Here is a 21,404-nt window from a genome sequence, read left to right on the forward strand (position 1 = left end):
AAACGCCCCGAACCAGTCGGGGCGCTTGCTTGTTCAGCGTAAGGCTAAGGGACGATTAAACGCCCGAAGCCTTGGCTGCTGCCACGTCTTTGATGGACAGCTTGATACGGCCGCGGTTGTCCACGTCCAGTACCAGCACTTCCACTTCCTGACCTTCTTTCAGGATGTCGGTGACTTTCTCAACGCGAGCGTCGCTCAGCATGGAGATGTGCACCAGACCGTCCTTGCCCGGCAGGATGTTGACGAAGGCGCCGAAGTCGACGATGCGCTCAACCTTGCCGAGGTAGATCTTGCCGATCTCGGCTTCCGCGGTGATGCCCAGAACGCGCTGACGCGCGGCCTCTGCAGCTTCCTTGGTTTCGCCGAAGATCTTGATCGAACCGTCGTCTTCGATGTCGATCGAAGCCTTGGTTTCTTCGCAGATCGCGCGAATGGTGGCGCCGCCTTTACCGATGACGTCACGGATCTTGTCGGTGTCGATCTTCATCGCGATCATGGTCGGTGCGTTGGCCGACAGTTCGCTACGGGACTGACCGATGATCTGGTTCATCTGGCCGAGGATGTTCAGGCGAGCTTCCAGGGCCTGGCCCAGGGCGATCTCCATGATTTCTTCGGTGATGCCCTTGATCTTGATGTCCATCTGCAGCGCGGTGACGCCTTTGGCGGTACCGGCTACCTTGAAGTCCATGTCGCCCAGGTGGTCTTCGTCACCCAGGATGTCGGTCAGGACGGCGAACTTCTCGCCTTCTTTAACCAGACCCATGGCGATACCGGCAACCGGTGCCTTCATCGGTACACCGGCGTCCATCAGTGCCAGGGAAGCACCGCACACGGAAGCCATGGAGCTGGAACCGTTGGATTCGGTGATTTCCGATACGACGCGGATGGTGTAAGGGAACACGTCGGCGGCTGGCAGCATGGCCTGGACCGAACGACGGGCCAGACGGCCGTGACCGATTTCACGACGACCCGCGCCGCCCATGCGACCACACTCGCCCACCGAGAACGGAGGGAAGTTGTAGTGCAGCATGAAGGGGTCTTTCTTCTCGCCTTCCAGGGTGTCCAGCAGCTGTGCGTCGCGGGCAGTACCCAGGGTCGCAACCACCAGGGCCTGGGTTTCGCCACGGGTGAACAGGGCCGAACCGTGAGTCTTGGGCAGGACGCCGACTTCGATGTTCAGCGGACGCACGGTGCGGGTGTCGCGGCCGTCGATACGTGGCTTGCCGTTGACGATGTTTTCGCGAACGGTGCGGTATTCGATCTCGCCGAAAGCGGCTTTGACTTCGGCAGCCGAAGGCTGGCCTTCTTCACCGGAGAGCTTGGCGACCACTTGGTCTTTCAGCTCGCCCAGGCGCGCATAACGGTCGGCCTTGACGGTGATGGTGTAAGCCTGGGAGATGGCTTCGCCGAACTCGGCACGGATAGCGCCCAGCAGTTCGGTGGCTTCTGGGGCAGCAGCCCAGTCCCAGGTAGGCTTGGCAGCTTCGGCGGCCAGCTCTTTGACCGCCTTGATCACCGACTGGAATTCGTCGTGGGCGAACAGTACAGCGCCCAGCATCTGGTCTTCGGTCAGCTCTTTGGCTTCCGATTCAACCATCAGTACGGCTTCTTCGGTACCGGCCACGACCATGTCCAGGCTCGAAGCAGCCAGTTGCTCGTAGGTCGGGTTCAGCAGGTAGCCGGTGCTTTCGTGGAAAGCCACGCGAGCGGCGCCGATCGGGCCGTCGAAAGGAATGCCGGAGATCGCCAGGGCTGCCGAGGTACCGATCATCGCCGCGATGTCCGGATCGGTCTTCTTGCTGGTGGAAACCACGGTGCAGACAACCTGCACTTCGTTCATGAAGCCTTCTGGGAACAGAGGGCGGATCGGACGGTCGATCAGACGCGAGGTCAGGGTTTCTTTCTCGGAAGGACGGCCTTCGCGCTTGAAGAAACCGCCAGGGATCTTACCGGCAGCGTAAGTCTTTTCCTGGTAGTGCACGGACAGAGGGAAGAAGCCCTTGCCTGGATCGGCTTGCTTGGCGCCAACCACGGTCACCAATACGCTGACGTCGTCGTCAACGGTGACCAATACTGCGCCGGAGGCTTGACGGGCGATACGGCCAGTCTCGAGGGTGACGGTCGACTGACCGAACTGGAATTTTTTGATTACCGGGTTCACGGTGTCCTACCTTCTTTGTGGCTCTTGGGGAAACTTGCTTCTTGCGAAATTCTTGGGCAATGCGGGGAATCGGCCCAGCCTTTATTGTCCAGGTAAAACGGTGCAGCAGATAAAACTTGAGGCTGGGAGCCTGCCATACGCCGGCGGAAAAACCGCTGACGCATGGCAAACAACCAACCTCATAGCGCAATCGCTGATTAGCGACGCAGACCCAGACGACCGATCAGGGTGCTGTAACGGCTCAGGTCTTTGCCTTTCAGGTAGTCCAGCAGCTTACGACGCTGGTTTACCATGCGGATCAGGCCACGACGGGAGTGGTGGTCTTTACCGTTGGCTTTGAAGTGACCTTGCAGTTTGTTGATGTTGGCGGTCAGCAGTGCAACTTGCACTTCTGGCGAACCAGTGTCACCAACAGCTTGCTGGTAGTCGGTTACGATCTGAGCTTTTTCTTCAACGCTGAGTGCCATGTGGGCAATCCTTATATCAGGAAACTGTTCAAGAACAGTTTCAACAGGCCAGGGACAAATCCCTGTATCTATAAATGAGTAGTGACCGTGCCTGTTAACAGCCACCCTCGTTCGGTCATTCTGACCGAATCAGTCGACGCGGCGCGATGCGCCCGTCTTCGCTCACTTCACCGATACCGATGAAGCGACCGTTGTGATCCTGTACCCGCACCATGCCGAACTTCGGCGCATCCGGGGCACGCACCGGCTGGCCATTGAGCCAGTAGAACGCGCTGTGCTCCGAGAACTGCAGCAGGGGCCAATCCAGCAGACCGCTGTCCGATGGCATCAGGAAGCGATCTACCGCTTCGTTGCCGCCTTCGGCGTGCACGGCTTCAAGCTCTTCCAGGGTGACCGTCTGGGCCAGGCTGAAAGGTCCGGCCTGGGTCCGTCGCAATTCTGCAACGTAAGCACCGCAGCCAAGTTTTTCACCGATATCTTCCACCAGGGTGCGGATATAGGTGCCTTTGCTGCAGTCCACCGCCAGGCGCGCAGTGTCGCCTTCAAAGGCGAGTAATTCCAAGCGCGCAATAGTAACAGAACGCGGTTCGCGCTCCACCACTTCCCCTGCACGAGCCAGTTTGTAGAGGGGCTGGCCATCGCGCTTGAGGGCGGAGTACATCGGCGGTATCTGTTTGATTTCACCGCGAAATTCCGGCAATACCGCTTCGATATCGGCACGACCAACGGTCACTTCACGGGTCTGCAAAACTTCGCCTTCAGCGTCCGCGGTGGTGGTGGTCTTGCCCAATTGCATCAGGGTTTCGTAACCCTTGTCGGAATCGAGCAGGTATTGCGAGAACTTGGTGGCCTCGCCAAAGCACAGCGGCAGCACACCGGTGGCCAGTGGATCGAGGCTGCCGGTGTGACCGGCCTTCTCGGCATTGAGCAACCAGCGGACTTTCTGCAGCGCCGCGTTGGAGGTGAAGCCCAGCGGCTTGTCCAGAAGGATGATGCCGCTGACGTTACGACGGATACGCTTGACCTGAGCCACCGCTTACTCCTTGGCGTCTTCAGGGGCAGGCGCGTCGCCATGCTGGCTGTCTTCAGCCACGGCGCGCTCGATCAGGGCCGACAAGTGCGCCCCGCGGGCCACGCTTTCGTCGTAATGGAAGTGCAGTTGCGGCACGCTGCGCAGCTTCATTTCCTTGGCCAGTTGCATGCGCAGGAAACCTGCCGCCGAGTTCAGTACCTTGATGCTCTGGGCGATCTCTTCGGCGTTTTCCTGGCCCATCACGGTGATGAAGATCTTCGCGTGACCGACATCGCGGCTGACTTCCACGGCGGTGATGGTCACCAGGCCGACGCGTGGATCCTTGACTTCGCGACGGATCAGTTGCGCCAGTTCGCGCTGCATCTGATCACCGATACGTTGGGTACGGCTGTATTCTTTTGCCATGTCTTGTTACCTGTTACTGCCTCACGGTGAAACCCGTGTGGTCTGAAAGCGGCAAACGCCCGGCCTGGCAGGAGCCAGACCGGGCGTTGCGTTTAGAGGCCGCTGGCGGTGCCGTGCATAGACATGCTACGGGCCACCAGGGCTCTTGAAGTGCGCGAGTTAGAGGCTGCGAGCAACCTGGACCTTCTCGAAGACTTCGATCTTGTCGCCGACTTTGACGTCGTTGTAGCTCTTCACGCCGATACCGCATTCCATGCCGGCACGCACTTCGGACGCGTCATCCTTGAAGCGGCGCAGGGATTCCAGCTCGCCTTCGAAGATAACGATGTCTTCACGCAGTACGCGGATTGGACGGTTACGGTGCACGACACCTTCGATGACCATGCAACCGGCGATCGCGCCAAACTTCGGCGAGCGGAACACGTCGCGAACTTCGGCAACACCCAGGATGTTCTCCCGAACGTCGCTGCCCAACATACCGGTCAGGGCTTTCTTGACGTCTTCGATGATGTCGTAGATCACGTTGTAGTAACGCATATCCAGACCTTCCTGCTCGACGATCTTCCGGGCGCCGGCATCGGCACGCACGTTGAAGCCGAACAGTACAGCGTTGGAGGCCAGTGCCAGGTTGGCGTCGCTTTCGGTGATACCACCGACGCCGCCGCCCACTACGCGCACTTGCACTTCGTCGTTGCCCAGGCCGTTCAGAGCGCCTTGCAGAGCTTCCAACGAACCACGGACGTCGGATTTGAGGACGATGTTGAGCGTCTTCTTCTCTTCCTGGCCCATGCTTTCGAAGATGTTTTCCAGCTTGCCGGCGTGAGCACGGGCCAGCTTGACTTCGCGGAACTTGCCTTGACGGAACAGAGCCACTTCACGGGCTTTCTTCTCGTCGGCCACTACGCTCATCTCGTCGCCAGCGTCCGGGGTACCGTCCAGGCCGAGGATCTCGACCGGTATGGAAGGACCGGCTTCCTTGATGGGCTTGCCGTTCTCGTCGAGCATGGCGCGCACGCGGCCATAGTTCGAGCCAACCAGCACCATGTCGCCTTGACGCAGCGTACCGTCCTGAACCAGCACGGTGGCTACCGGGCCGCGGCCCTTGTCGAGACGGGATTCAACCACGACGCCACGGCCAGGAGCCGAAGGAGTGGCCTTGAGTTCCAGTACTTCAGCCTGCAGCAGAACCGCTTCGAGCAGGTCGTCGACACCGGTACCCATTTTCGCGGAAACCGGTACGAACGGCGTATCGCCACCCCAGTCTTCCGACGTTACGCCGTGAACCGAGAGCTCACTGCGGATACGGTCCAGATCGGCGCCTGGCTTGTCGATCTTGTTCACCGCCACCACCAGCGGAACGCCGGCAGCCTGTGCGTGCTGAACGGCTTCAACGGTCTGCGGCATCACGCCGTCGTCCGCTGCAACCACCAGGATCACGATGTCGGTGGCCTTGGCACCACGGGCACGCATGGCGGTAAACGCGGCGTGACCAGGGGTGTCGAGGAAGGTGACCATGCCGCGCTCGGTTTCTACGTGGTAGGCACCGATGTGCTGGGTGATGCCACCGGCTTCGCCCGCGGCCACTTTGGCGCGACGGATGTAGTCCAGCAACGAGGTCTTACCGTGGTCAACGTGGCCCATTACGGTCACGACCGGCGCACGGGCGACCGCTTCACCTTCGAACTTCAGGGACTCGGCCAGGGAATCTTCCAGGGCGGTGTCGCTGACCAGGGTCACTTTGTGGCCCAGTTCTTCAGCAACCAGCTGGGCAGTTTCCTGATCCAGAACCTGGTTGATGGTGGCTGGAGTACCCAGCTTGAACATGAACTTGATGACTTCGGCAGCCTTGACCGACATCTGCTGGGCCAACTCGCCCACAGTGATGGTCTCGCCGATCTGCACGTCACGTACCACTGGCCCGGTTGGGCTCTGGAAACCGTGAGCGTTGCGCTTCTTCAGCTTGGCCTTGCCGCGACCACCACGACGGAAGCCATCGCTTTCTTCGTCGGTAGTACGTGGGGCAACGCGCGGCGCAGGCGCCTTTTCCTTGACCGAAGCACGATGCGGAGCGTTTTTGCGCTCGCCATCGCCGCTGCGACGGTTGTCGTCGTTGCGGGACTTGTCCGGACGGCGCTGCTCGTCTTTCTTGCGCTCGGCAACCGGTGCCGGAGCGGCCACCGGAGCTTCTTGCACAGTGTCGACCACAGGCGCAGGTGCAGGGGCTGCAGCAGCTTGCGCAGCAACAGGCTCGGCAACCGGAGCAGGCTGGCGACGCGCTTCTTCTTCGGCGCGACGCTTGGCTTCTTCTTCAGCCTTTTGACGAGCAGCATTTTCTACTGCGCGACGTTCTTCCAGTTCGCGTTGACGCTCGGCTTCGATTTCTTCCGGGCTGCGCTGCACGAAGACTTTCTTCTTGCGCACTTCAACGCTGATGCTCTTGCTGCCAGCCACACGCAGGGTGCTGGTGGTCTTGCGCTGCAAAGTGATCTTGCGTGGTTCTTCCACTTTCGCCTTGTGGCTGCTTTTCAGATGAGTCAGCAACGACTGCTTCTCACTGTCGCTCACATGTTCCTCGGCGGCGGTGTGCGGCAGACCTGCCTCACGCATCTGCTGCAGCAGGCGCTCTACCGGTGTTTTGACCTCATCGGCCAGTTGTTTCACCGTGACTTGCGTCATGCACTTCTCTCCTCAGGCCGCGCCTAATTACTCGAACCAGTGGGCTCGGGCGGCCATGATCAACTTGCCGGCACGATCATCGTCAATGCCGTCGATGTCGAGCAGGTCGTCAATAGACTGCTCGGCCAGGTCTTCGCGGGTAATTACGCCGCGCACCGCCAGTTCCATCGCCAAATCCTTGTCCATACCCTCAAGCGAGAGCAGGTCTTCGGCCGGATGGGCGTCTGCCAGCTTTTCCTCAGTAGCGATGGCTTTAGTCAACAAGCGATCCTTGGCCCGAGCGCGAAGCTCGTTGACGATGTCTTCGTCAAAGCCGTCGATGTTGAGCATTTCTTCCAGCGGTACGTAGGCAATCTCTTCCAGGCTGGTGAAGCCTTCATCAACCAGAACCTGTGCCAGTTCTTCATCGACTTCCAGCTCATCGATGAAATTGCGCAGGATGTCGCCGGTTTCTGCTTGCTGCTTGGCCTGGATGTCCGATTCGGTCATCACGTTCAGGGTCCAGCCAGTCAATTGGCTGGCCAGACGCACGTTCTGACCACCGCGACCAATGGCCTGAGCCAGATTGTCTGCGCCAACGGCGATGTCCATGGCATGGGCATCTTCGTCAACGATAATTGCCGCGACCTCAGCCGGCGACATGGCATTGATCACGAACTGCGCCGGGTTCTCGTCCCACAGGACGATGTCCACACGCTCGCCGCCCAACTCGCCGGAAACGGCCTGGACGCGCGAACCGCGCATACCAATGCACGCGCCCTGCGGGTCGATGCGTTTGTCTTTGGAGCGGACTGCGATCTTGGCCCGCGAACCCGGATCACGGGAAGCGGCCATGACTTCGATCAGGCCTTCGGCAATTTCCGGCACTTCGATACGGAACAGCTCGATCAGCATTTCCGGCGCGGTACGCGACAGGATCAGCTGCGGGCCGCGGTTCTCGGTGCGGATTTCCTTGAGCAGCGCGCGCAGACGCACGCCGACCCGGAAAGTCTCACGGGAGATGATGTCTTCACGGGCCAGCAACGCTTCGGCGTTGTTGCCCAGGTCAACGATCACGTTGTCACGTGTCACTTTTTTCACGGTGCCGGAGATGATTTCACCCAGGCGCTCGCGATAGGCATCAACTACCTGTGCGCGCTCGGCTTCGCGAACTTTCTGCACAATGACCTGCTTGGCGGTCTGGGCAGCGATGCGGCCGAACTCAATGGATTCGATTTTCTCTTCGATCACATCACCGACTTTGGCGTCGGGATGGGTTTCACGAGCCTTGCTCAACCAGGTCTCGACCGCTGGATCATCCAGATCGGCTTCTTCGACCACCGTCCAGCGACGGAAAGTCTCGTAGGAACCGGTGTGGCGATTGATTTCCACACGCAGGTCCACTTCGTCCTCAAAGCGCTTTTTGGTAGCAGTGGCCAGAGCCAGCTCCAGCGCTTCAAAAATCACGCTTGCCGGTACACCCTTTTCATTGGATACCGACTCAACAACCAGCAGTACTTCTTTGCTCATCGTACGCCTCGCCTTTCGCAAGCCATTGGATCCGCGGGATCCGCGTCTCAGTCAAAACTGGGAATAATGTTGGCCTTGTCGATCATATCGATCGGCAACAGGAACTCGTGATCATCTACCTGCACCACGACGTCCTGCTCCTCCACCCCGCGGAGAAGGCCCTGAAAATTACGCCGACCTTCGAAGGGCGAGCGCAGCTTGATCTTCACTTGCTCACCGACATACTTGGCAAACTGTTCAAGGGTGAACAGCGGGCGTTCCATGCCAGGAGAGGAAACTTCAAGGGTGTATTCAACGGAGATCGGGTCTTCCACGTCGAGAACACCACTGATCTGACGGCTGACGATGGCGCAATCGTCCACCAACACGCCGCCTTCTTTATCGATATAAACGCGCAACAATGAGTGGCGACCCTGAGCCGAAAACTCAATACCCCAGCATTCATAGCCAAGGGCCACGACCACCGGGGCCAACAAGGCCTGCAACTGTTCTAGCTTGCTCGACACCTGAACCCCCTCGTGCATGCTTGTGCAAATAAAAAATGGGCGAAGCGCCCATCCCGGAAACGCCGTTGAATAGCGGCGCTGTAAAGTGTCCAGCTAACAAAAAGCCCCTGAAAAGGGGCTCCGCTAAAACTGGTTGCGGGGGCCGGATTTGAACCGACGACCTTCGGGTTATGAGCCCGACGAGCTACCAGACTGCTCCACCCCGCGACAAAGCTGGGGCGGAAGTATACGACCGATCCCTTTTTGGGTCAATGTAACCTTCCACCTACAAGAAAGCCCGCAACAGCGGGCTCTCCTGACAATTGGTACCGAGAAGGGGACTCGAACCCCTACACCCTATGGGCACAACCACCTCAAGGTTGCGTGTCTACCAATTCCACCACCTCGGCATAGACTACGTTACTGCGTGAAACTCTTCTTACTTCTGCTCTGGAGCTGGAGGTACGTCAGTCGCACTGTTGGCCGACTTTTGCTCTTGGAGCACCGGGACATCATCAGAAGCCGGTTTTTGCTTTGGTACTTCAAGCACTGCTGGATCTGGCAAACCTACTTGAGTCAGCTGGTGAGCTTTCTCTTTAGCAAAGTAACCTAACCCCAAGCTGGTTATGAAGAAACCGGCGGCAAGTATAGCAGTAAACTTACTAAGAAAGGTAGAGGAACCTTGGCTTCCGAACACAGTATTTGAAGCACCTGCACCGAAAGACGCGCCAGCATCGGCACCTTTACCCTGCTGCAGCAAAACCAGAGCAACTACGCCCAGGGCACCCAGCAGATGAAAAACGACTACGACTGTTTCCAGCATTTTTTCAGTTTCCCGCGGCGCGACAGATCGCACCGAACTCATCTGCATTCAGGGAAGCTCCACCAATGAGCCCCCCATCGATATCCGGCATGCCGAACAGTTCGACCGCATTGGCCGCCTTCACGCTGCCGCCGTATAGAAGCCGCACTCCTCGTGCCACTTCAGAATTCTCTGCCGCCAACTGCGCGCGAATGGCTGCGTGCACATCCTGCGCTTGTTGCGGTGTTGCAGTCAGCCCGGTACCAATGGCCCAGACCGGCTCGTAAGCGATAACAGCATTGGCGAAAGCGCCAACACCCAACTCTTCGATGATGCTGCCCAGCTGACGCCCGACAACTTCTAAAGTCTTACCAGCTTCACGCTGCTCAAGGGTTTCCCCTACACACAGAACCGGCTTCAAACCACAGGCCTGCGCTGCTGCAAACTTGCGATTGAGAGTCGCGTCACGCTCACCCATGATCAGGCGGCGTTCGGAGTGCCCAACCAGCACCAGTGAGCAACCTGCATCCACTAATTGACTCGGGGCGATTTCGCCCGTCAACGCACCTTGCATGGATTCCACCGCAGAATTCTGCGCGCCGACCTGAATCGACTTGCCTTTCAAGCCATCAATCACTTGATTGATATACAAGCAAGGCGGGAATACCGCGACATCAACACCGCTCGGCAAGGCCAGATGACGAAGGCCGTTGATCAGCTCAGCGACGCTGGCGCGGGTACCGTGCATCTTCCAGTTACCAGCTACCATAGGGCGACGCATGCTGTACCTCGTCGGTCAAAGTGGGCGCAGATGTTACCCAACCAAAACAACACTGGCAAGCCGAAATCAGGCAGAAACTTCAGCAACCAGTTTTGCCAGCTCATCGGCGTAGGCTCGAACCTGCGCTTCATCGTCACCTTCGACCATGACACGCACCAGCGGCTCAGTACCGGACTTGCGCAGCAAGACCCGGCCACGCCCCGCCATGGCGGTCGTAACGCGCTCGCAAGCCTCTTTCACAGCAGGATGTTCAACCGGACTGTCGCCGCCGCCAAAACGGACGTTGACCAGCACTTGAGGGCATTTGCGCAGCCCCTGGCGTGATTGCGCCAGACTTTCACCACGCGCCTTGAGCGCCATCAGCACCTGCAGCGCAGCGATGATCGCATCACCGGTGGTCGCGTGACGGAAGCACACGATATGGCCGGAATTTTCTCCACCCACCAACCAGTTGCGCTCGAGCAGTTCAGCAATCACATAACGGTCGCCGACGTTGGCCCGCACAAACGGAATACCCAGATCCGCCAATGCCAGCTCAAGACCGAGGTTACTCATGAGAGTACCGACCACGCCGCCCTGCAACTTGTCGCGCTCATGCAGATCACGAGCGATGATGAACAACAACTCGTCACCATCAACGATCGCACCGGTCTGGTCGACCATCAGCACCCGGTCACCGTCACCGTCGAAGGCGATCCCCAGGTCCGCATGCTCCGCTAGAACCGCGGCCTGCAATTGCGCCATGTGAGTCGAACCGCAGTTCTCGTTGATGTTCAAGCCGTTAGGTTGCGCGCTAAGCACCGTCACTTGCGCGCCCAGCTCACGGAACACACTGGGCGCCACCTTGTAGGTCGCGCCGTGAGCACAGTCCAGGACGATCTTCAGGCCGGCAAAGCTGGTGCTGGAAGGCACACTGCTCTTGCAGAACTCGATATACCGCCCCGAGGCATCATTGATGCGCGACACCTTGCCGAGCTTGCTTGATTCCACCACGGTCATCGGAGCGTCCAGCAACTCTTCGATCATCAGCTCCACTTCGTCGGGCAGCTTGGTACCTTCGCCCGAAAAGAATTTGATGCCGTTGTCATCATGAGGATTGTGCGAAGCACTGATGACAATGCCCGCTTCGGCGTGAAAGGTGCGCGTCAGGTAAGCGATCGCCGGTGTAGGCATCGGCCCCAACAACATCACATCCGCGCCCGCCGCGGACAGTCCGGCCTCCAGGGCCGACTCGAACATGTAGCCAGAGATACGCGTATCCTTGCCCACCAGTACACGACAAGCCCCCATGCTGCGAAAAGCCATGCCCGCCGCCCAGCCGAGCTTGAGCATGAAATCTGGAGTAATAGGGTATTCGCCCACACGACCACGAATGCCGTCGGTGCCAAAGTATTTCTTCGTCATAAGTACTCCATCATTCTTATTCGGCGGATTCCACTGCCGCAATCATTCGCACCACATCCACCGTTTCGGCGACATCATGAACGCGGATAATCTTCGCGCCCTTGGTCACCGCCAGTGCCGCCAGTGCCAGACTGCCGTGCAATCGCTCGGCTACAGGTCGATTCAGGGACTGGCCAATCATGCTTTTGCGCGACACCCCAACCAGCAGGGGGCGCCCAAGGGCATGCAAGGCCTCCATATGCTTGAACAGACTCAAGTTGTGCTGCAGGGTCTTGGCAAAACCAAAACCCGGGTCAAGGACAATCCGCTCAGCCTCGATCCCTACCGCCGCACACGCGGCCATCCGCTCAACCAAAAACTCGCTCACTTCGCGAGTGACATCCTGGTAATGCGGGTTGTCCTGCATATCGCCAGGCTCGCCGAGCATATGCATCAGGCACACTGGCAAGCCACTAGCGGCTGCTGCATCAAGAGCACCATCACGGCGCAGTGCACGCACATCATTGATCAGCCCTGCTCCCAGACGAGCAGTTTCACGCATGACCGCCGGGGTCGAGGTATCAACGGAAATAACCACATCCAGCTCGCGATTAATTCGCTCCACGACCGGAGCCACACGCTCCAACTCTTCCAGAGGTGATACCGCACGGGCACCCGGCCGCGTCGACTCACCGCCGATATCGATCAGCGTAGCACCCGCCAGGACCATGGCCTCGGCATGCCGCAAGGCGACGTCCAACTGACTGAAGCGACCACCATCGGAGAAAGAATCAGGAGTTACATTGAGAATGCCCATGACATGCGCACGGGCCAAATCAAGAACCCGGTTGCCGCAAGGCAACCGGGTAGAGGATGGGACAGAAGTCATTTAGAACCTTAGTGGTCGGCAGCAGGACCGCCAATGGGTGTTTCCGGACGTTCGTTTTGCACCACTGGAGGAGTAGTGCCCGAGCCGCCCTCCCAATCACGAGGCTCACGCGGAGTACGCCCAGCCATGATGTCGTCAATCTGATCGGCATCAATGGTTTCGTACTTCATCAAGGCGTCCGCCATGGCGTCCAGCTTGTCGCGGTTGTCGGTCAGGATCTGCTTGGCAGTGCCGTAGCACTGATCGATGATGCTGCGCACTTCAGAGTCGATCAGTTTCGCCGTTTCAGCGGACAAGCTGGCGTGCTGACTGCCCGCACTGCGACCCAGGAACACTTCGCCCTCTTCTTCCGCATACATCAACGGACCGAGCTTTTCGGAGAGTCCCCACTTGGTGACCATGTTTCGAGCAATCTGGCTGGCGCGCATGATGTCGTTGGATGCACCGGTGGTCACACCGTCAAAACCAAGCGTCATCTCTTCTGCGATACGGCCACCATAGAGCGAGCAGATCTGGCTGATCAGGGCACGCTTGGACAGGCTGTAGCGGTCTTCTTCCGGCAGGAACATGGTGACGCCCAATGCCCGACCGCGAGGAATGATAGAAACCTTGTAGACCGGATCATGCTCAGGCACGACTCGACCGACAATGGCGTGGCCGGCTTCGTGATAAGCGGTGTTCTGCTTTTCTTTCTCGGACATGACCATGGATTTGCGCTCCGCGCCCATCATGATCTTGTCCTTGGCCAGTTCAAATTCCTTCATTTCGACAATACGCTTACCGGTACGAGCAGCGAACAGCGAGGCCTCGTTCACCAGGTTCGCCAAGTCCGCACCGGAGAAACCCGGAGTACCGCGCGCGATCACTGCAGGAGCAACATCTTCGCCCATTGGCACTTTGCGCATGTGAACCTTGAGAATCTGCTCACGACCGCGGATATCCGGCAGCCCCACCACCACTTGGCGGTCGAAACGACCGGGGCGCAGCAGCGCCGGATCGAGTACGTCAGGACGGTTGGTAGCGGCGATCACAATGATGCCGTCGTTCATTTCGAAGCCATCCATCTCAACCAGCAATTGGTTGAGGGTCTGCTCACGCTCATCATGACCACCGCCCATGCCGGCGCCACGGTGACGACCGACAGCGTCGATCTCATCGATGAAAATGATGCATGGAGCATGTTTCTTGGCCTGTTCGAACATATCGCGAACACGGCTGGCACCGACACCTACGAACATTTCGACGAAGTCGGAACCGGAAATAGTGAAGAACGGCACCTTGGCTTCGCCCGCAATGGCCTTGGCCAGCAAGGTCTTACCGGTACCCGGCGGACCGACCATCAGCACACCACGAGGGATGCGGCCGCCCAGACGCTGAAACTTGCCTGGATCACGCAGGAATTCAACCAGTTCGCCAACTTCCTCCTTGGCCTCGTCACAACCTGCGACGTCAGCCAGGGTGGTTTTCACCTGATCTTCAGAGAGCAGACGTGCCTTGCTCTTGCCAAAGCTCATCGGCCCGCCTTTGCCACCTGCCCCGCCCTGCATTTGCCGCATGAAGAACATGAAGACGGCAATGATCACCAGGATCGGGAAGCTGGCCACCAAGAGCTGGGTCCAGATGCTTTGCTGCTCAGGCTGCTTGCCTTCGACCACGACATGGTTGTCCACCAAGTCGCCAATCAGACCGTTATCCTGAATCGCAGGACGGATGGTCTTGAAGGTGTCGCCATCGTTGCGCTTGCCGGTAATAACGTAGCCATCAACAGCTACGCGCTCGACCTTGCCATCCTTAACTTGCTGGATGAAGTCGGAATAGTTGAGGGTCTGCGGCTCGTTAGGGCTGGAGAAGTTGTTCATCACCGTCACCAGGACGGCAGCGATGATCAACCACAGGATCAGATTCTTTGCCATGTCGTTCAATTAACTACCCTCTGAAGCAAGCTCCGCTACTGGCGCGCGCTTCGCATGATATTCACCGGCCTAACTTACTACATTACCTACAGCTCTGGCAGGCGCTGTCTGTAACCCTATGTGAAACTTAGACTACACAATATGCGCTTAATCTGACGGGGCGAAATACGAAAATCCTATCACCCCGGTCAAAAATCCTACTTACTCACTGCGACCCCGGAAGCCGCGCCCAAGCAGATACTGCTCTCGGGAACGGTCACGAGAAGACGTCGGCTTACGCATCTGCACTTTCTCGAACATCTGCCGAACGCTCTTGTGGTACTCGTCAAAGCCTTCACCCTGGAAGATTTTGATCAGAAAATCACCACCTGGACGTAGTACACGGCTAGCAAGGTCCAGCGCTAATTCGCACAAGAACATCGCCCGCGGCATATCCACAGCCGCTAACCCACTCATATTGGGGGCCATATCGGAAATCACAAGGTCGACTTCCGAATTTCCGACAGCCTCGAGAATCTGCGCCAGCACCGCGTCCTCGGTGAAATCCCCTTGAATAAAGGTCACATCGGGGATGCTGTCCATCTCCAGAATATCGGAAGCAATCAGTCGACCCTGACCACCAATCAGACGACTGGTCACTTGCGACCAGCCGCCCGGTGCAGCACCCAGGTCGATAACACTCATACCAGGACGGATAAGGCGGTCCTTCTCCTGGATCTCCAGCAGCTTGTAGCTGGCACGAGAACGATACCCATCTTTTTGCGCCATTTTGACGAATGGGTCGTTGAAGTGCTCTTTCAGCCAGTTATGGCTTGTCTTGGAACGGGCCACGGGCCACCTCAAAAATAAAACGGGTCGTGATTAACTGGGCGGTCCCGGACTCGCTCGGGTAAACTGGCCGCCGCTTTTTACAAGATCAGACGCAGGGGTCAGATTATGCCGCTCACTCAAGAGCAGAAGAAACAGTACAAATCCATTGGCCACCATCTGAAACCAGTATTGACTGTGGCTGACAACGGTTTGACCGAAGGTGTGCTAGCCGAACTTGAACGCGCCTTGAGCGATCACGAGCTGATCAAGATCAAGCTCAACATCCTCGAGCGCGAGTCGCGCCTGGAAGCCATCGCCGAACTGTGCAAGGCCGGCAAAGCGGATCTGGTGCAAGTCATCGGCAAGATGGCGTTGATCTACCGCAAGAACGCCAAGGTAAACAAGCAACTGTCGAACGTCCATCGTTTCCACTGACGTCGACAAGGGTCAAGGGTGTGCCTGGCGCACCCTTGCGCCCCATCCCGGCACTGGCTGCAACACCAACACCAGGCCGGAAAAGCCCAGGACCAGATAGCTGAACAACTGCCAGCGCTGAGCCTCCGGCAGCAGAATGCGTACAGTGAAATACATCCCGCACGCATACATCGCCATCAACAGCAGTTGCCCCCGAATATCCCGCCAAAGACTTTTCAGCCCTTCGGACTGAATCAGTACCGCCGCCTGCAGAATCAGGCAGGCCGCCGAAAAACCCACCAACAACGCACTGAGCAAGGTGGAAATTTCTTCGATCAGCAAAGGGGCAAGACCAATCTGCTCCAGGGCGGGAACCAAGCCGAGATGCAACAACCATAAGCCGCCGACCCATAACATCTGGGTCAGCTGCCAAAGCATGGCGCCCGCTTGCAGCGGGCGCCTTCTTTCAGATGTGACGGACTTCGACAATCTCATACTCGATAACGCCGCCAGGCGTTTTGACCGCCACCACATCACCCTCTTCCTTGGCAATCAAGGCGCGAGCAATCGGCGAACCGACAGAGATTTTACCGAGCTTGATATCAGCCTCGTCCTCACCAACGATCTGGTAGGTGACGCTTTCGTCGGTTTCGACGTTGGCGATTTCCACCGTAGTACCAAAGATCACCTTGCCGGTATGAGGAATGGTCGTGACGTCGATAACTACCGAATTCTGCAGACGGCCTTCGATATCACGAATCCGCGCCTCGACCATACCCTGCTGCTCACGAGCAGCATGGTATTCAGCGTTTTCTTTCAGGTCACCCAACTCACGGGCCGTACCGATGTCCTGGCTGAGCTTCGGACGCACGACCTTGGTCAGGTGAGCATGCTCTTCTTCCAGGGCGCGAGCGCCCTGGACGGTCATTGGGTATTTATTCATGCCTTCAATCCTGCGTGTAGATCCTGCAAGCGACGCACGGTCTTTTCCGGACCGAACTTCAACGCTTCACAGATAGCTTCGCCAGCAGCAATGGTGGTGGTGCAGTAAATCTTGTGCTGCAAGGCGTTACGACGAATGGAATACGAGTCAGCGATAGACTGACGACCTTCGGTGGTGTTGATGATCAGGGTGACTTCGTCGTTCTTGATCATATCGACCACATGCGGACGACCTTCAGTCACCTTGTTCACACGACGCACTTTCAGGCCAGCGGCCTCGATCACCTTGGCAGTGCCTGCAGTCGCAACCACTTCGAAACCCAAGTTGATCAGATCACGGGCCACGCCTGCAACCAGCGGCTTGTCATCGTCACGCACACTGATAAATGCAGTACCGCCAGTTGGCAATACTTCGCTGGCGCCCATCTGCGCCTTGGCAAAGGCCTCACCGAACGTATCGCCCACACCCATCACTTCACCGGTGGACTTCATCTCTGGGCCGAGGATCGGGTCAACGCCCGGGAACTTGGCAAAGGGGAACACCGCTTCCTTGACGCTGTAGAAGTTCGGAATGATTTCCTTGGTGAAGCCCAGCTCTTTCAGAGTCTTGCCGGCCATCACACGGGCCGCGATCATTGCCAGCGAGACACCAATGCACTTGGACACGAACGGCACGGTACGGGAGGCACGCGGGTTCACCTCGATCACGTAGATCTGCTCACCCTGCAGGGCCAGCTGCACGTTCATCAGGCCGACCACACCCAGTTCCAGGGCCATTTTCTTGACCTGCTCACGCATCTCGTCCTGGATATGCGCAGGCAGCGAGTACGGCGGCAGGGAACACGCGGAGTCACCGGAGTGAACGCCGGCCTGCTCGATGTGCTGCATGATCGCGCCGATCACCACGTCGGTGCCGTCACAAACGGCATCCACGTCCATCTCGATGGCACAGTTGAGGAAGTGGTCCAGCAGCACCGGGCTGTCGTTGGACACTTGAACCGCTTCACGCAGGTAGCGCTTGAGCTCTTCTTCCTCGTAGACGATCTCCATCGCCCGGCCGCCCAAAACGTAGGACGGACGCACCACCAGTGGGTAACCGATCTTGGTCGCGGCACGAATCGCTTCGTCTTCGCTGCGCACGGTGGCGTTTGGTGGCTGACGCAGGTTCAGGCGCTCGACCATCTGCTGGAAACGCTCACGGTCTTCGGCACGGTCGATAGCGTCAGGGCTGGTACCGATGATTGGCACACCCGCCGCTTCCAGGGCACGAGCCAGTTTCAGCGGAGTCTGGCCGCCGTACTGCACGATCACGCCTTTTGGCTTCTCGACGCGGACGATTTCCAGCACGTCTTCCAGGGTCACTGGCTCGAAGTACAGGCGATCAGAGGTGTCGTAGTCGGTGGAAACGGTTTCCGGGTTGCAGTTGACCATGATGGTTTCGTAACCATCGTCGCGCAGCGCCAGTGCAGCGTGTACGCAGCAGTAGTCGAACTCGATACCTTGGCCGATACGGTTTGGACCGCCACCCAGGATCATGATCTTGTCGCGGGTCGACGGCGCGGCCTCGCACTCTTCTTCATAAGTCGAGTACAGATAAGCGGTGTCGGTAGCGAACTCGGCGGCGCAAGTGTCGACGCGCTTGTAGACCGGGAACACTTCCAGCTTGTGACGGTGGGTACGCAGGTTTTTCTCGGTCACACCCAAGAGCTTGGCCAGACGCTGATCGGAGAAGCCTTTGCGCTTGAGGCGGAACATCAGGTCGCGATCGATGGCCGACAGCCCCAGAGTCTTGACCTTCTCTTCTTCCTTGATCAGGTCTTCGATCTGCACCAGGAACCAAGGATCGATCATGTTCATGCCGAAGATCTGCTCAACGGTCATGCCGGCACGGAAGGCATCAGCCACGTACCAGATACGCTCGGCGCCCGGCACGGTCAGTTCGCGCTTGAGCACGTTCATGCTTTCCGGATTGCTCAGGTCGAGCTTCGGATCCAGGCCGCAAACACCTACTTCCAGGCCGCGCAGGGCTTTCTGCAGGGATTCCTGGAAGGTCCGGCCGATGGCCATGACTTCACCCACCGACTTCATCTGGGTGGTCAGGCGTGCGTCAGCCTTGGAGAACTTCTCGAAGGCGAAGCGTGGCAGCTTGGTCACGACGTAGTCGATGGACGGCTCGAAGGAGGCTGGAGTCTTGCCACCGGTGATGTCGTTGGACAGCTCGTCCAGGGTGTAGCCCACAGCCAGCTTGGCCGCGACCTTGGCGATCGGGAAGCCGGTGGCTTTCGAGGCCAGCGCCGAGGAACGGGACACCCGCGGGTTCATCTCGATCACGACCATGCGGCCGGTGTTCGGGCAGATACCGAACTGCACGTTGGAACCGCCGGTTTCCACGCCGATCTCGCGCAGCACCGCCAGGGAGGCGTTACGCAGGATCTGGTATTCCTTGTCGGTCAGGGTCTGTGCTGGAGCCACGGTGATCGAGTCACCGGTGTGCACGCCCATCGGGTCGAAGTTTTCGATGGAGCAGACGATGATGCAGTTGTCCTTCTTATCGCGGACCACCTCCATCTCGTACTCTTTCCAGCCGATCAGCGATTCGTCGATCAGCAGTTCCTTGGTCGGCGACAGGTCCAGACCGCGGGCGCAGATTTCTTCGAACTCTTCACGGTTGTAAGCAATACCGCCACCGGTGCCGCCCATGGTGAAGGACGGACGGATGATGCAAGGGAAGCCCAGCTTGTCGAGGACCGCATTGGCCTCTTCCATGCTGTGAGCGATACCGGAGCGTGGGCACGCCAGGCCGATGGACTTCATGGCGGCGTCGAAGCGCGAACGGTCTTCCGCCTTGTCGATGGTGTCGGCGTTGGCACCGATCATCTCGACGCCGAACTTCTCCAGAACGCCTTCGCGCTCCAGGTCCAGGGCGCAGTTCAGAGCCGTCTGGCCACCCATGGTTGGCAGCAGCGCGTCCGGACGCTCTTTCTCGATGATCTTGGCAACGGTCTGCCACTTGATCGGCTCGATGTAGGTGGCGTCGGCCATGGCCGGGTCGGTCATGATGGTGGCCGGATTGGAGTTCACCAGGATGACCCGGTAACCCTCTTCGCGCAGGGCCTTGCAAGCCTGGGCGCCGGAGTAGTCGAATTCGCAGGCCTGGCCGATCACGATCGGGCCAGCGCCGAGAATCAGGATGCTTTTAATGTCTGTACGTTTTGGCATGGGTTGTCACTCAAATCCGCAGGTCAGTCGGCAAGCCGTCTTGAACATTCTCTGAGGCGCCTGAGGGGATTCCGCCGGACTCGCCGGGGCCGCCCTCAAGCGCTGCTCGCTACACTTTCAAGGCGAGCGTTTAGCGTCGCTTGGCCATCTCATTGATGAAGCGGTCGAACAGCGGCGCCACATCGTTCGGGCCCGGGCTGGCTTCAGGGTGGCCCTGGAAGCTGAACGCGCTCTTGTCGGTACGCTCGATACCCTGCAGGGTGCCGTCGAACAGCGACTTGTGGATCGCCCGGACGTTACCCGGCAGCGTGGCTTCATCCACCGCAAAGCCATGGTTCTGACTGGTGATCATGACCACGCCGGTGTCCAGGTCCTGGACCGGGTGGTTGGCACCGTGGTGGCCGTGTCCCATTTTCAGGGTCTTGGCGCCGGAGGCCAGGGCCAGCAGTTGGTGACCCAGGCAGATGCCGAATACCGGGATCTCGGTTTCGAGGATTTCCTTGATCGCCTTGATCGCGTAGTCGCAGGGCTCGGGGTCGCCAGGGCCGTTGGACAGGAACACGCCATCTGGATTGAGGGCCAGCACGTCGCTCGCTGGCGTCTGGGCAGGCACCACGGTCACGCGGCAACCGCGCTCCACCAGCATGCGCAGAATGTTCAGCTTGACGCCGTAGTCGTAGGCAACCACGTGATACGGCAGATCAGCGGCTTCGATGGTGGCGTGGCTGTCGGTCTTCAGATCCCAGACAGTCGAACGCCATTCGTAGCTTTGCTTGGTGCTGACGACTTTCGCCAGGTCCATGCCTTTCAGGCCAGGGAACCCACGGGCAGCTGCAATCGCCGCTTCTTCGGAGATGTTGTCACCGGCCATGATGCAGCCGTTCTGCGCGCCTTTTTCACGCAGGATGCGGGTCAGGCGACGGGTGTCGATACCGGCGATCGCCACCACATTGTTGGCTTTCAGGTAATCGGACAGGGACAGGGTGTTACGCCAGTTGCTGGCCACCAGCGGCAGATCACGAATGACCAGGCCAGCCGACCAGACGCGGTCGGACTCGGCATCTTCCGGCGTGGTGCCGGTGTTGCCGATGTGGGGATAAGTCAGGGTAACGATTTGCTGGGCGTAGGAAGGATCGGTAAGGATTTCCTGATAGCCGGTCATTGCGGTGTTGAACACCACCTCACCAACGGTTTGACCGTCGGCTCCAATGGCTTCGCCACGAAAAATGCTGCCATCAGCAAGGGCGAGTATGGCTGGCTTAGTCAAGAAGACCTCCCGTAAATAGAGCCTGAAAGGGCGATCGCAGGTTGCAAAAAAGCGGAATGACGTATAGACACGTCACCCCGCTTCTTCGTCGAATTATCTGCGCGCTTTTAGTGGACACACTAAAGCTGTAGCTTACAGAAAAAGGCTTTTTCGGTCCACCGCTAATGAGCCCTAAAGGCAGAGGAATGCGACAGAACATCGCCTAGCGGTGCGAAGCGGGGCCGAAGGACAACCTCAACCCCACTTCA

General features: G+C 58.5%; 18 protein-coding genes and 2 tRNA genes. 1 reads left to right on the forward strand and 19 read right to left on the reverse strand.

Going from position 1 to position 21,404, the window contains the following annotated elements; genetic code table 11:
- Positions 1 to 55: 55 nt before the first annotated feature.
- The 15 genes from pnp to rlmE form a co-directional block, all read right to left on the reverse strand.
- Positions 56 to 2,161: a polyribonucleotide nucleotidyltransferase gene (gene pnp, locus GGI48_RS10615; RefSeq protein WP_016967781.1), complete on the reverse strand. Its 2,106-nt coding sequence runs from the start codon at positions 2,159 to 2,161 to the stop codon at positions 56 to 58.
- Between the two features lie 197 nt (positions 2,162 to 2,358).
- Positions 2,359 to 2,628 carry a 30S ribosomal protein S15 gene (gene rpsO / locus GGI48_RS10620; RefSeq protein ID WP_011059205.1) on the reverse strand — a complete coding sequence of 90 codons (270 nt, stop codon included), beginning with the start codon at positions 2,626 to 2,628 and terminating at the stop codon, positions 2,359 to 2,361.
- Positions 2,629 to 2,743: 115 nt separating this feature from the next.
- Complete coding sequence (gene truB / locus GGI48_RS10625; protein WP_016967779.1) at positions 2,744 to 3,661, reverse strand: tRNA pseudouridine(55) synthase TruB; 918 nt, start codon at positions 3,659 to 3,661, stop codon at positions 2,744 to 2,746.
- Between the two features lie 3 nt (positions 3,662 to 3,664).
- On the reverse strand, positions 3,665 to 4,066 hold the full coding sequence (gene rbfA / locus GGI48_RS10630) for a 30S ribosome-binding factor RbfA (protein WP_016967778.1): 402 nt from the start codon (positions 4,064 to 4,066) through the stop codon (positions 3,665 to 3,667).
- A 159-nt stretch (positions 4,067 to 4,225) separates the two neighbouring features.
- Positions 4,226 to 6,742, reverse strand: coding sequence for a translation initiation factor IF-2 (gene infB, locus GGI48_RS10635; protein WP_016967777.1), 2,517 nt, complete (start codon positions 6,740 to 6,742; stop codon positions 4,226 to 4,228).
- Between the two features lie 27 nt (positions 6,743 to 6,769).
- On the reverse strand, positions 6,770 to 8,251 hold the full coding sequence (nusA, locus tag GGI48_RS10640) for a transcription termination factor NusA (protein WP_011059201.1): 1,482 nt from the start codon (positions 8,249 to 8,251) through the stop codon (positions 6,770 to 6,772).
- 47 nt (positions 8,252 to 8,298) lie between these two features.
- A complete protein-coding gene (gene rimP / locus GGI48_RS10645) occupies positions 8,299 to 8,757 on the reverse strand; it encodes a ribosome maturation factor RimP (protein ID WP_041120545.1) in 459 nt (152 codons plus the stop codon).
- A 130-nt stretch (positions 8,758 to 8,887) separates the two neighbouring features.
- A tRNA-Met gene (locus GGI48_RS10650) sits at positions 8,888 to 8,964 on the reverse strand.
- 96 nt (positions 8,965 to 9,060) lie between these two features.
- Positions 9,061 to 9,146: transfer RNA gene (locus tag GGI48_RS10655), tRNA-Leu, on the reverse strand.
- A 29-nt stretch (positions 9,147 to 9,175) separates the two neighbouring features.
- Complete coding sequence (gene secG / locus GGI48_RS10660; RefSeq protein ID WP_015634120.1) at positions 9,176 to 9,559, reverse strand: preprotein translocase subunit SecG; 384 nt, start codon at positions 9,557 to 9,559, stop codon at positions 9,176 to 9,178.
- Positions 9,560 to 9,563: 4 nt separating this feature from the next.
- On the reverse strand, positions 9,564 to 10,319 hold the full coding sequence (gene tpiA / locus GGI48_RS10665; protein ID WP_011059200.1) for a triose-phosphate isomerase: 756 nt from the start codon (positions 10,317 to 10,319) through the stop codon (positions 9,564 to 9,566).
- 66 nt (positions 10,320 to 10,385) lie between these two features.
- Complete coding sequence (gene glmM / locus GGI48_RS10670; RefSeq protein WP_016967235.1) at positions 10,386 to 11,723, reverse strand: phosphoglucosamine mutase; 1,338 nt, start codon at positions 11,721 to 11,723, stop codon at positions 10,386 to 10,388.
- A gap of 16 nt (positions 11,724 to 11,739) precedes the next feature.
- Entirely contained in the window at positions 11,740 to 12,591 is an 852-nt protein-coding gene (gene folP / locus GGI48_RS10675; protein ID WP_179598215.1) for a dihydropteroate synthase, read from the reverse strand.
- 8 nt (positions 12,592 to 12,599) lie between these two features.
- Positions 12,600 to 14,504, reverse strand: a complete 1,905-nt coding sequence (ftsH, locus tag GGI48_RS10680; RefSeq protein WP_016967231.1) for an ATP-dependent zinc metalloprotease FtsH — start codon at positions 14,502 to 14,504, stop codon at positions 12,600 to 12,602.
- 201 nt (positions 14,505 to 14,705) lie between these two features.
- Positions 14,706 to 15,335, reverse strand: a complete 630-nt coding sequence (gene rlmE, locus GGI48_RS10685) for a 23S rRNA (uridine(2552)-2'-O)-methyltransferase RlmE (protein WP_016967229.1) — start codon at positions 15,333 to 15,335, stop codon at positions 14,706 to 14,708.
- 105 nt (positions 15,336 to 15,440) lie between these two features.
- On the opposite strand from rlmE, the gene GGI48_RS10690 reads away from it, so the two are divergent.
- Positions 15,441 to 15,749, forward strand: a complete 309-nt coding sequence (locus tag GGI48_RS10690) for a YhbY family RNA-binding protein (RefSeq protein WP_007920867.1) — start codon at positions 15,441 to 15,443, stop codon at positions 15,747 to 15,749.
- Positions 15,750 to 15,761: 12 nt separating this feature from the next.
- Here the strand turns inward: GGI48_RS10690 and GGI48_RS10695 are convergent, their stop codons facing one another.
- From GGI48_RS10695 to carA, 4 genes are all read right to left on the reverse strand, one after another.
- On the reverse strand, positions 15,762 to 16,166 hold the full coding sequence (locus GGI48_RS10695) for a hypothetical protein (protein ID WP_016967228.1): 405 nt from the start codon (positions 16,164 to 16,166) through the stop codon (positions 15,762 to 15,764).
- 28 nt (positions 16,167 to 16,194) lie between these two features.
- Positions 16,195 to 16,671, reverse strand: coding sequence for a transcription elongation factor GreA (gene greA, locus GGI48_RS10700; protein ID WP_011059193.1), 477 nt, complete (start codon positions 16,669 to 16,671; stop codon positions 16,195 to 16,197).
- A complete protein-coding gene (carB, locus tag GGI48_RS10705; protein ID WP_016967227.1) occupies positions 16,668 to 19,889 on the reverse strand; it encodes a carbamoyl-phosphate synthase large subunit in 3,222 nt (1,073 codons plus the stop codon). Before carB ends, greA begins: the two co-directional genes overlap by 4 nt.
- 130 nt (positions 19,890 to 20,019) lie before the next feature.
- A complete protein-coding gene (gene carA / locus GGI48_RS10710) occupies positions 20,020 to 21,156 on the reverse strand; it encodes a glutamine-hydrolyzing carbamoyl-phosphate synthase small subunit (RefSeq protein ID WP_047301683.1) in 1,137 nt (378 codons plus the stop codon).
- Positions 21,157 to 21,404 lie beyond the last annotated feature (248 nt).

The sequence above is a fragment of the Pseudomonas protegens genome (genome assembly GCF_013407925.2).
In the GTDB taxonomy this organism is placed as follows: domain Bacteria; phylum Pseudomonadota; class Gammaproteobacteria; order Pseudomonadales; family Pseudomonadaceae; genus Aquipseudomonas; species Aquipseudomonas fluorescens_AP.

Bases quoted from the DNA above. Each gene is read 5' to 3' on its own strand.
- rpsO (WP_011059205.1), bottom strand. From the start codon at position 2,628: ATGGCACTCAGCGTTGAAGAAAAAGCTCAGATCGTAACCGACTACCAG.
- rbfA (WP_016967778.1), bottom strand. From the start codon at position 4,066: ATGGCAAAAGAATACAGCCGTACCCAACGTATCGGTGATCAGATGCAG.
- infB (WP_016967777.1), bottom strand. From the start codon at position 6,742: ATGACGCAAGTCACGGTGAAACAACTGGCCGATGAGGTCAAAACACCG.
- nusA (WP_011059201.1), bottom strand. From the start codon at position 8,251: ATGAGCAAAGAAGTACTGCTGGTTGTTGAGTCGGTATCCAATGAAAAG.
- secG (WP_015634120.1), bottom strand. From the start codon at position 9,559: ATGCTGGAAACAGTCGTAGTCGTTTTTCATCTGCTGGGTGCCCTGGGC.
- tpiA (WP_011059200.1), bottom strand. From the start codon at position 10,319: ATGCGTCGCCCTATGGTAGCTGGTAACTGGAAGATGCACGGTACCCGC.
- glmM (WP_016967235.1), bottom strand. From the start codon at position 11,723: ATGACGAAGAAATACTTTGGCACCGACGGCATTCGTGGTCGTGTGGGC.
- folP (WP_179598215.1), bottom strand. From the start codon at position 12,591: ATGACTTCTGTCCCATCCTCTACCCGGTTGCCTTGCGGCAACCGGGTT.
- ftsH (WP_016967231.1), bottom strand. From the start codon at position 14,504: ATGGCAAAGAATCTGATCCTGTGGTTGATCATCGCTGCCGTCCTGGTG.
- GGI48_RS10690 (WP_007920867.1), top strand. From the start codon at position 15,441: ATGCCGCTCACTCAAGAGCAGAAGAAACAGTACAAATCCATTGGCCAC.
- GGI48_RS10695 (WP_016967228.1), bottom strand. From the start codon at position 16,166: ATGCTTTGGCAGCTGACCCAGATGTTATGGGTCGGCGGCTTATGGTTG.
- greA (WP_011059193.1), bottom strand. From the start codon at position 16,671: ATGAATAAATACCCAATGACCGTCCAGGGCGCTCGCGCCCTGGAAGAA.
- carB (WP_016967227.1), bottom strand. From the start codon at position 19,889: ATGCCAAAACGTACAGACATTAAAAGCATCCTGATTCTCGGCGCTGGC.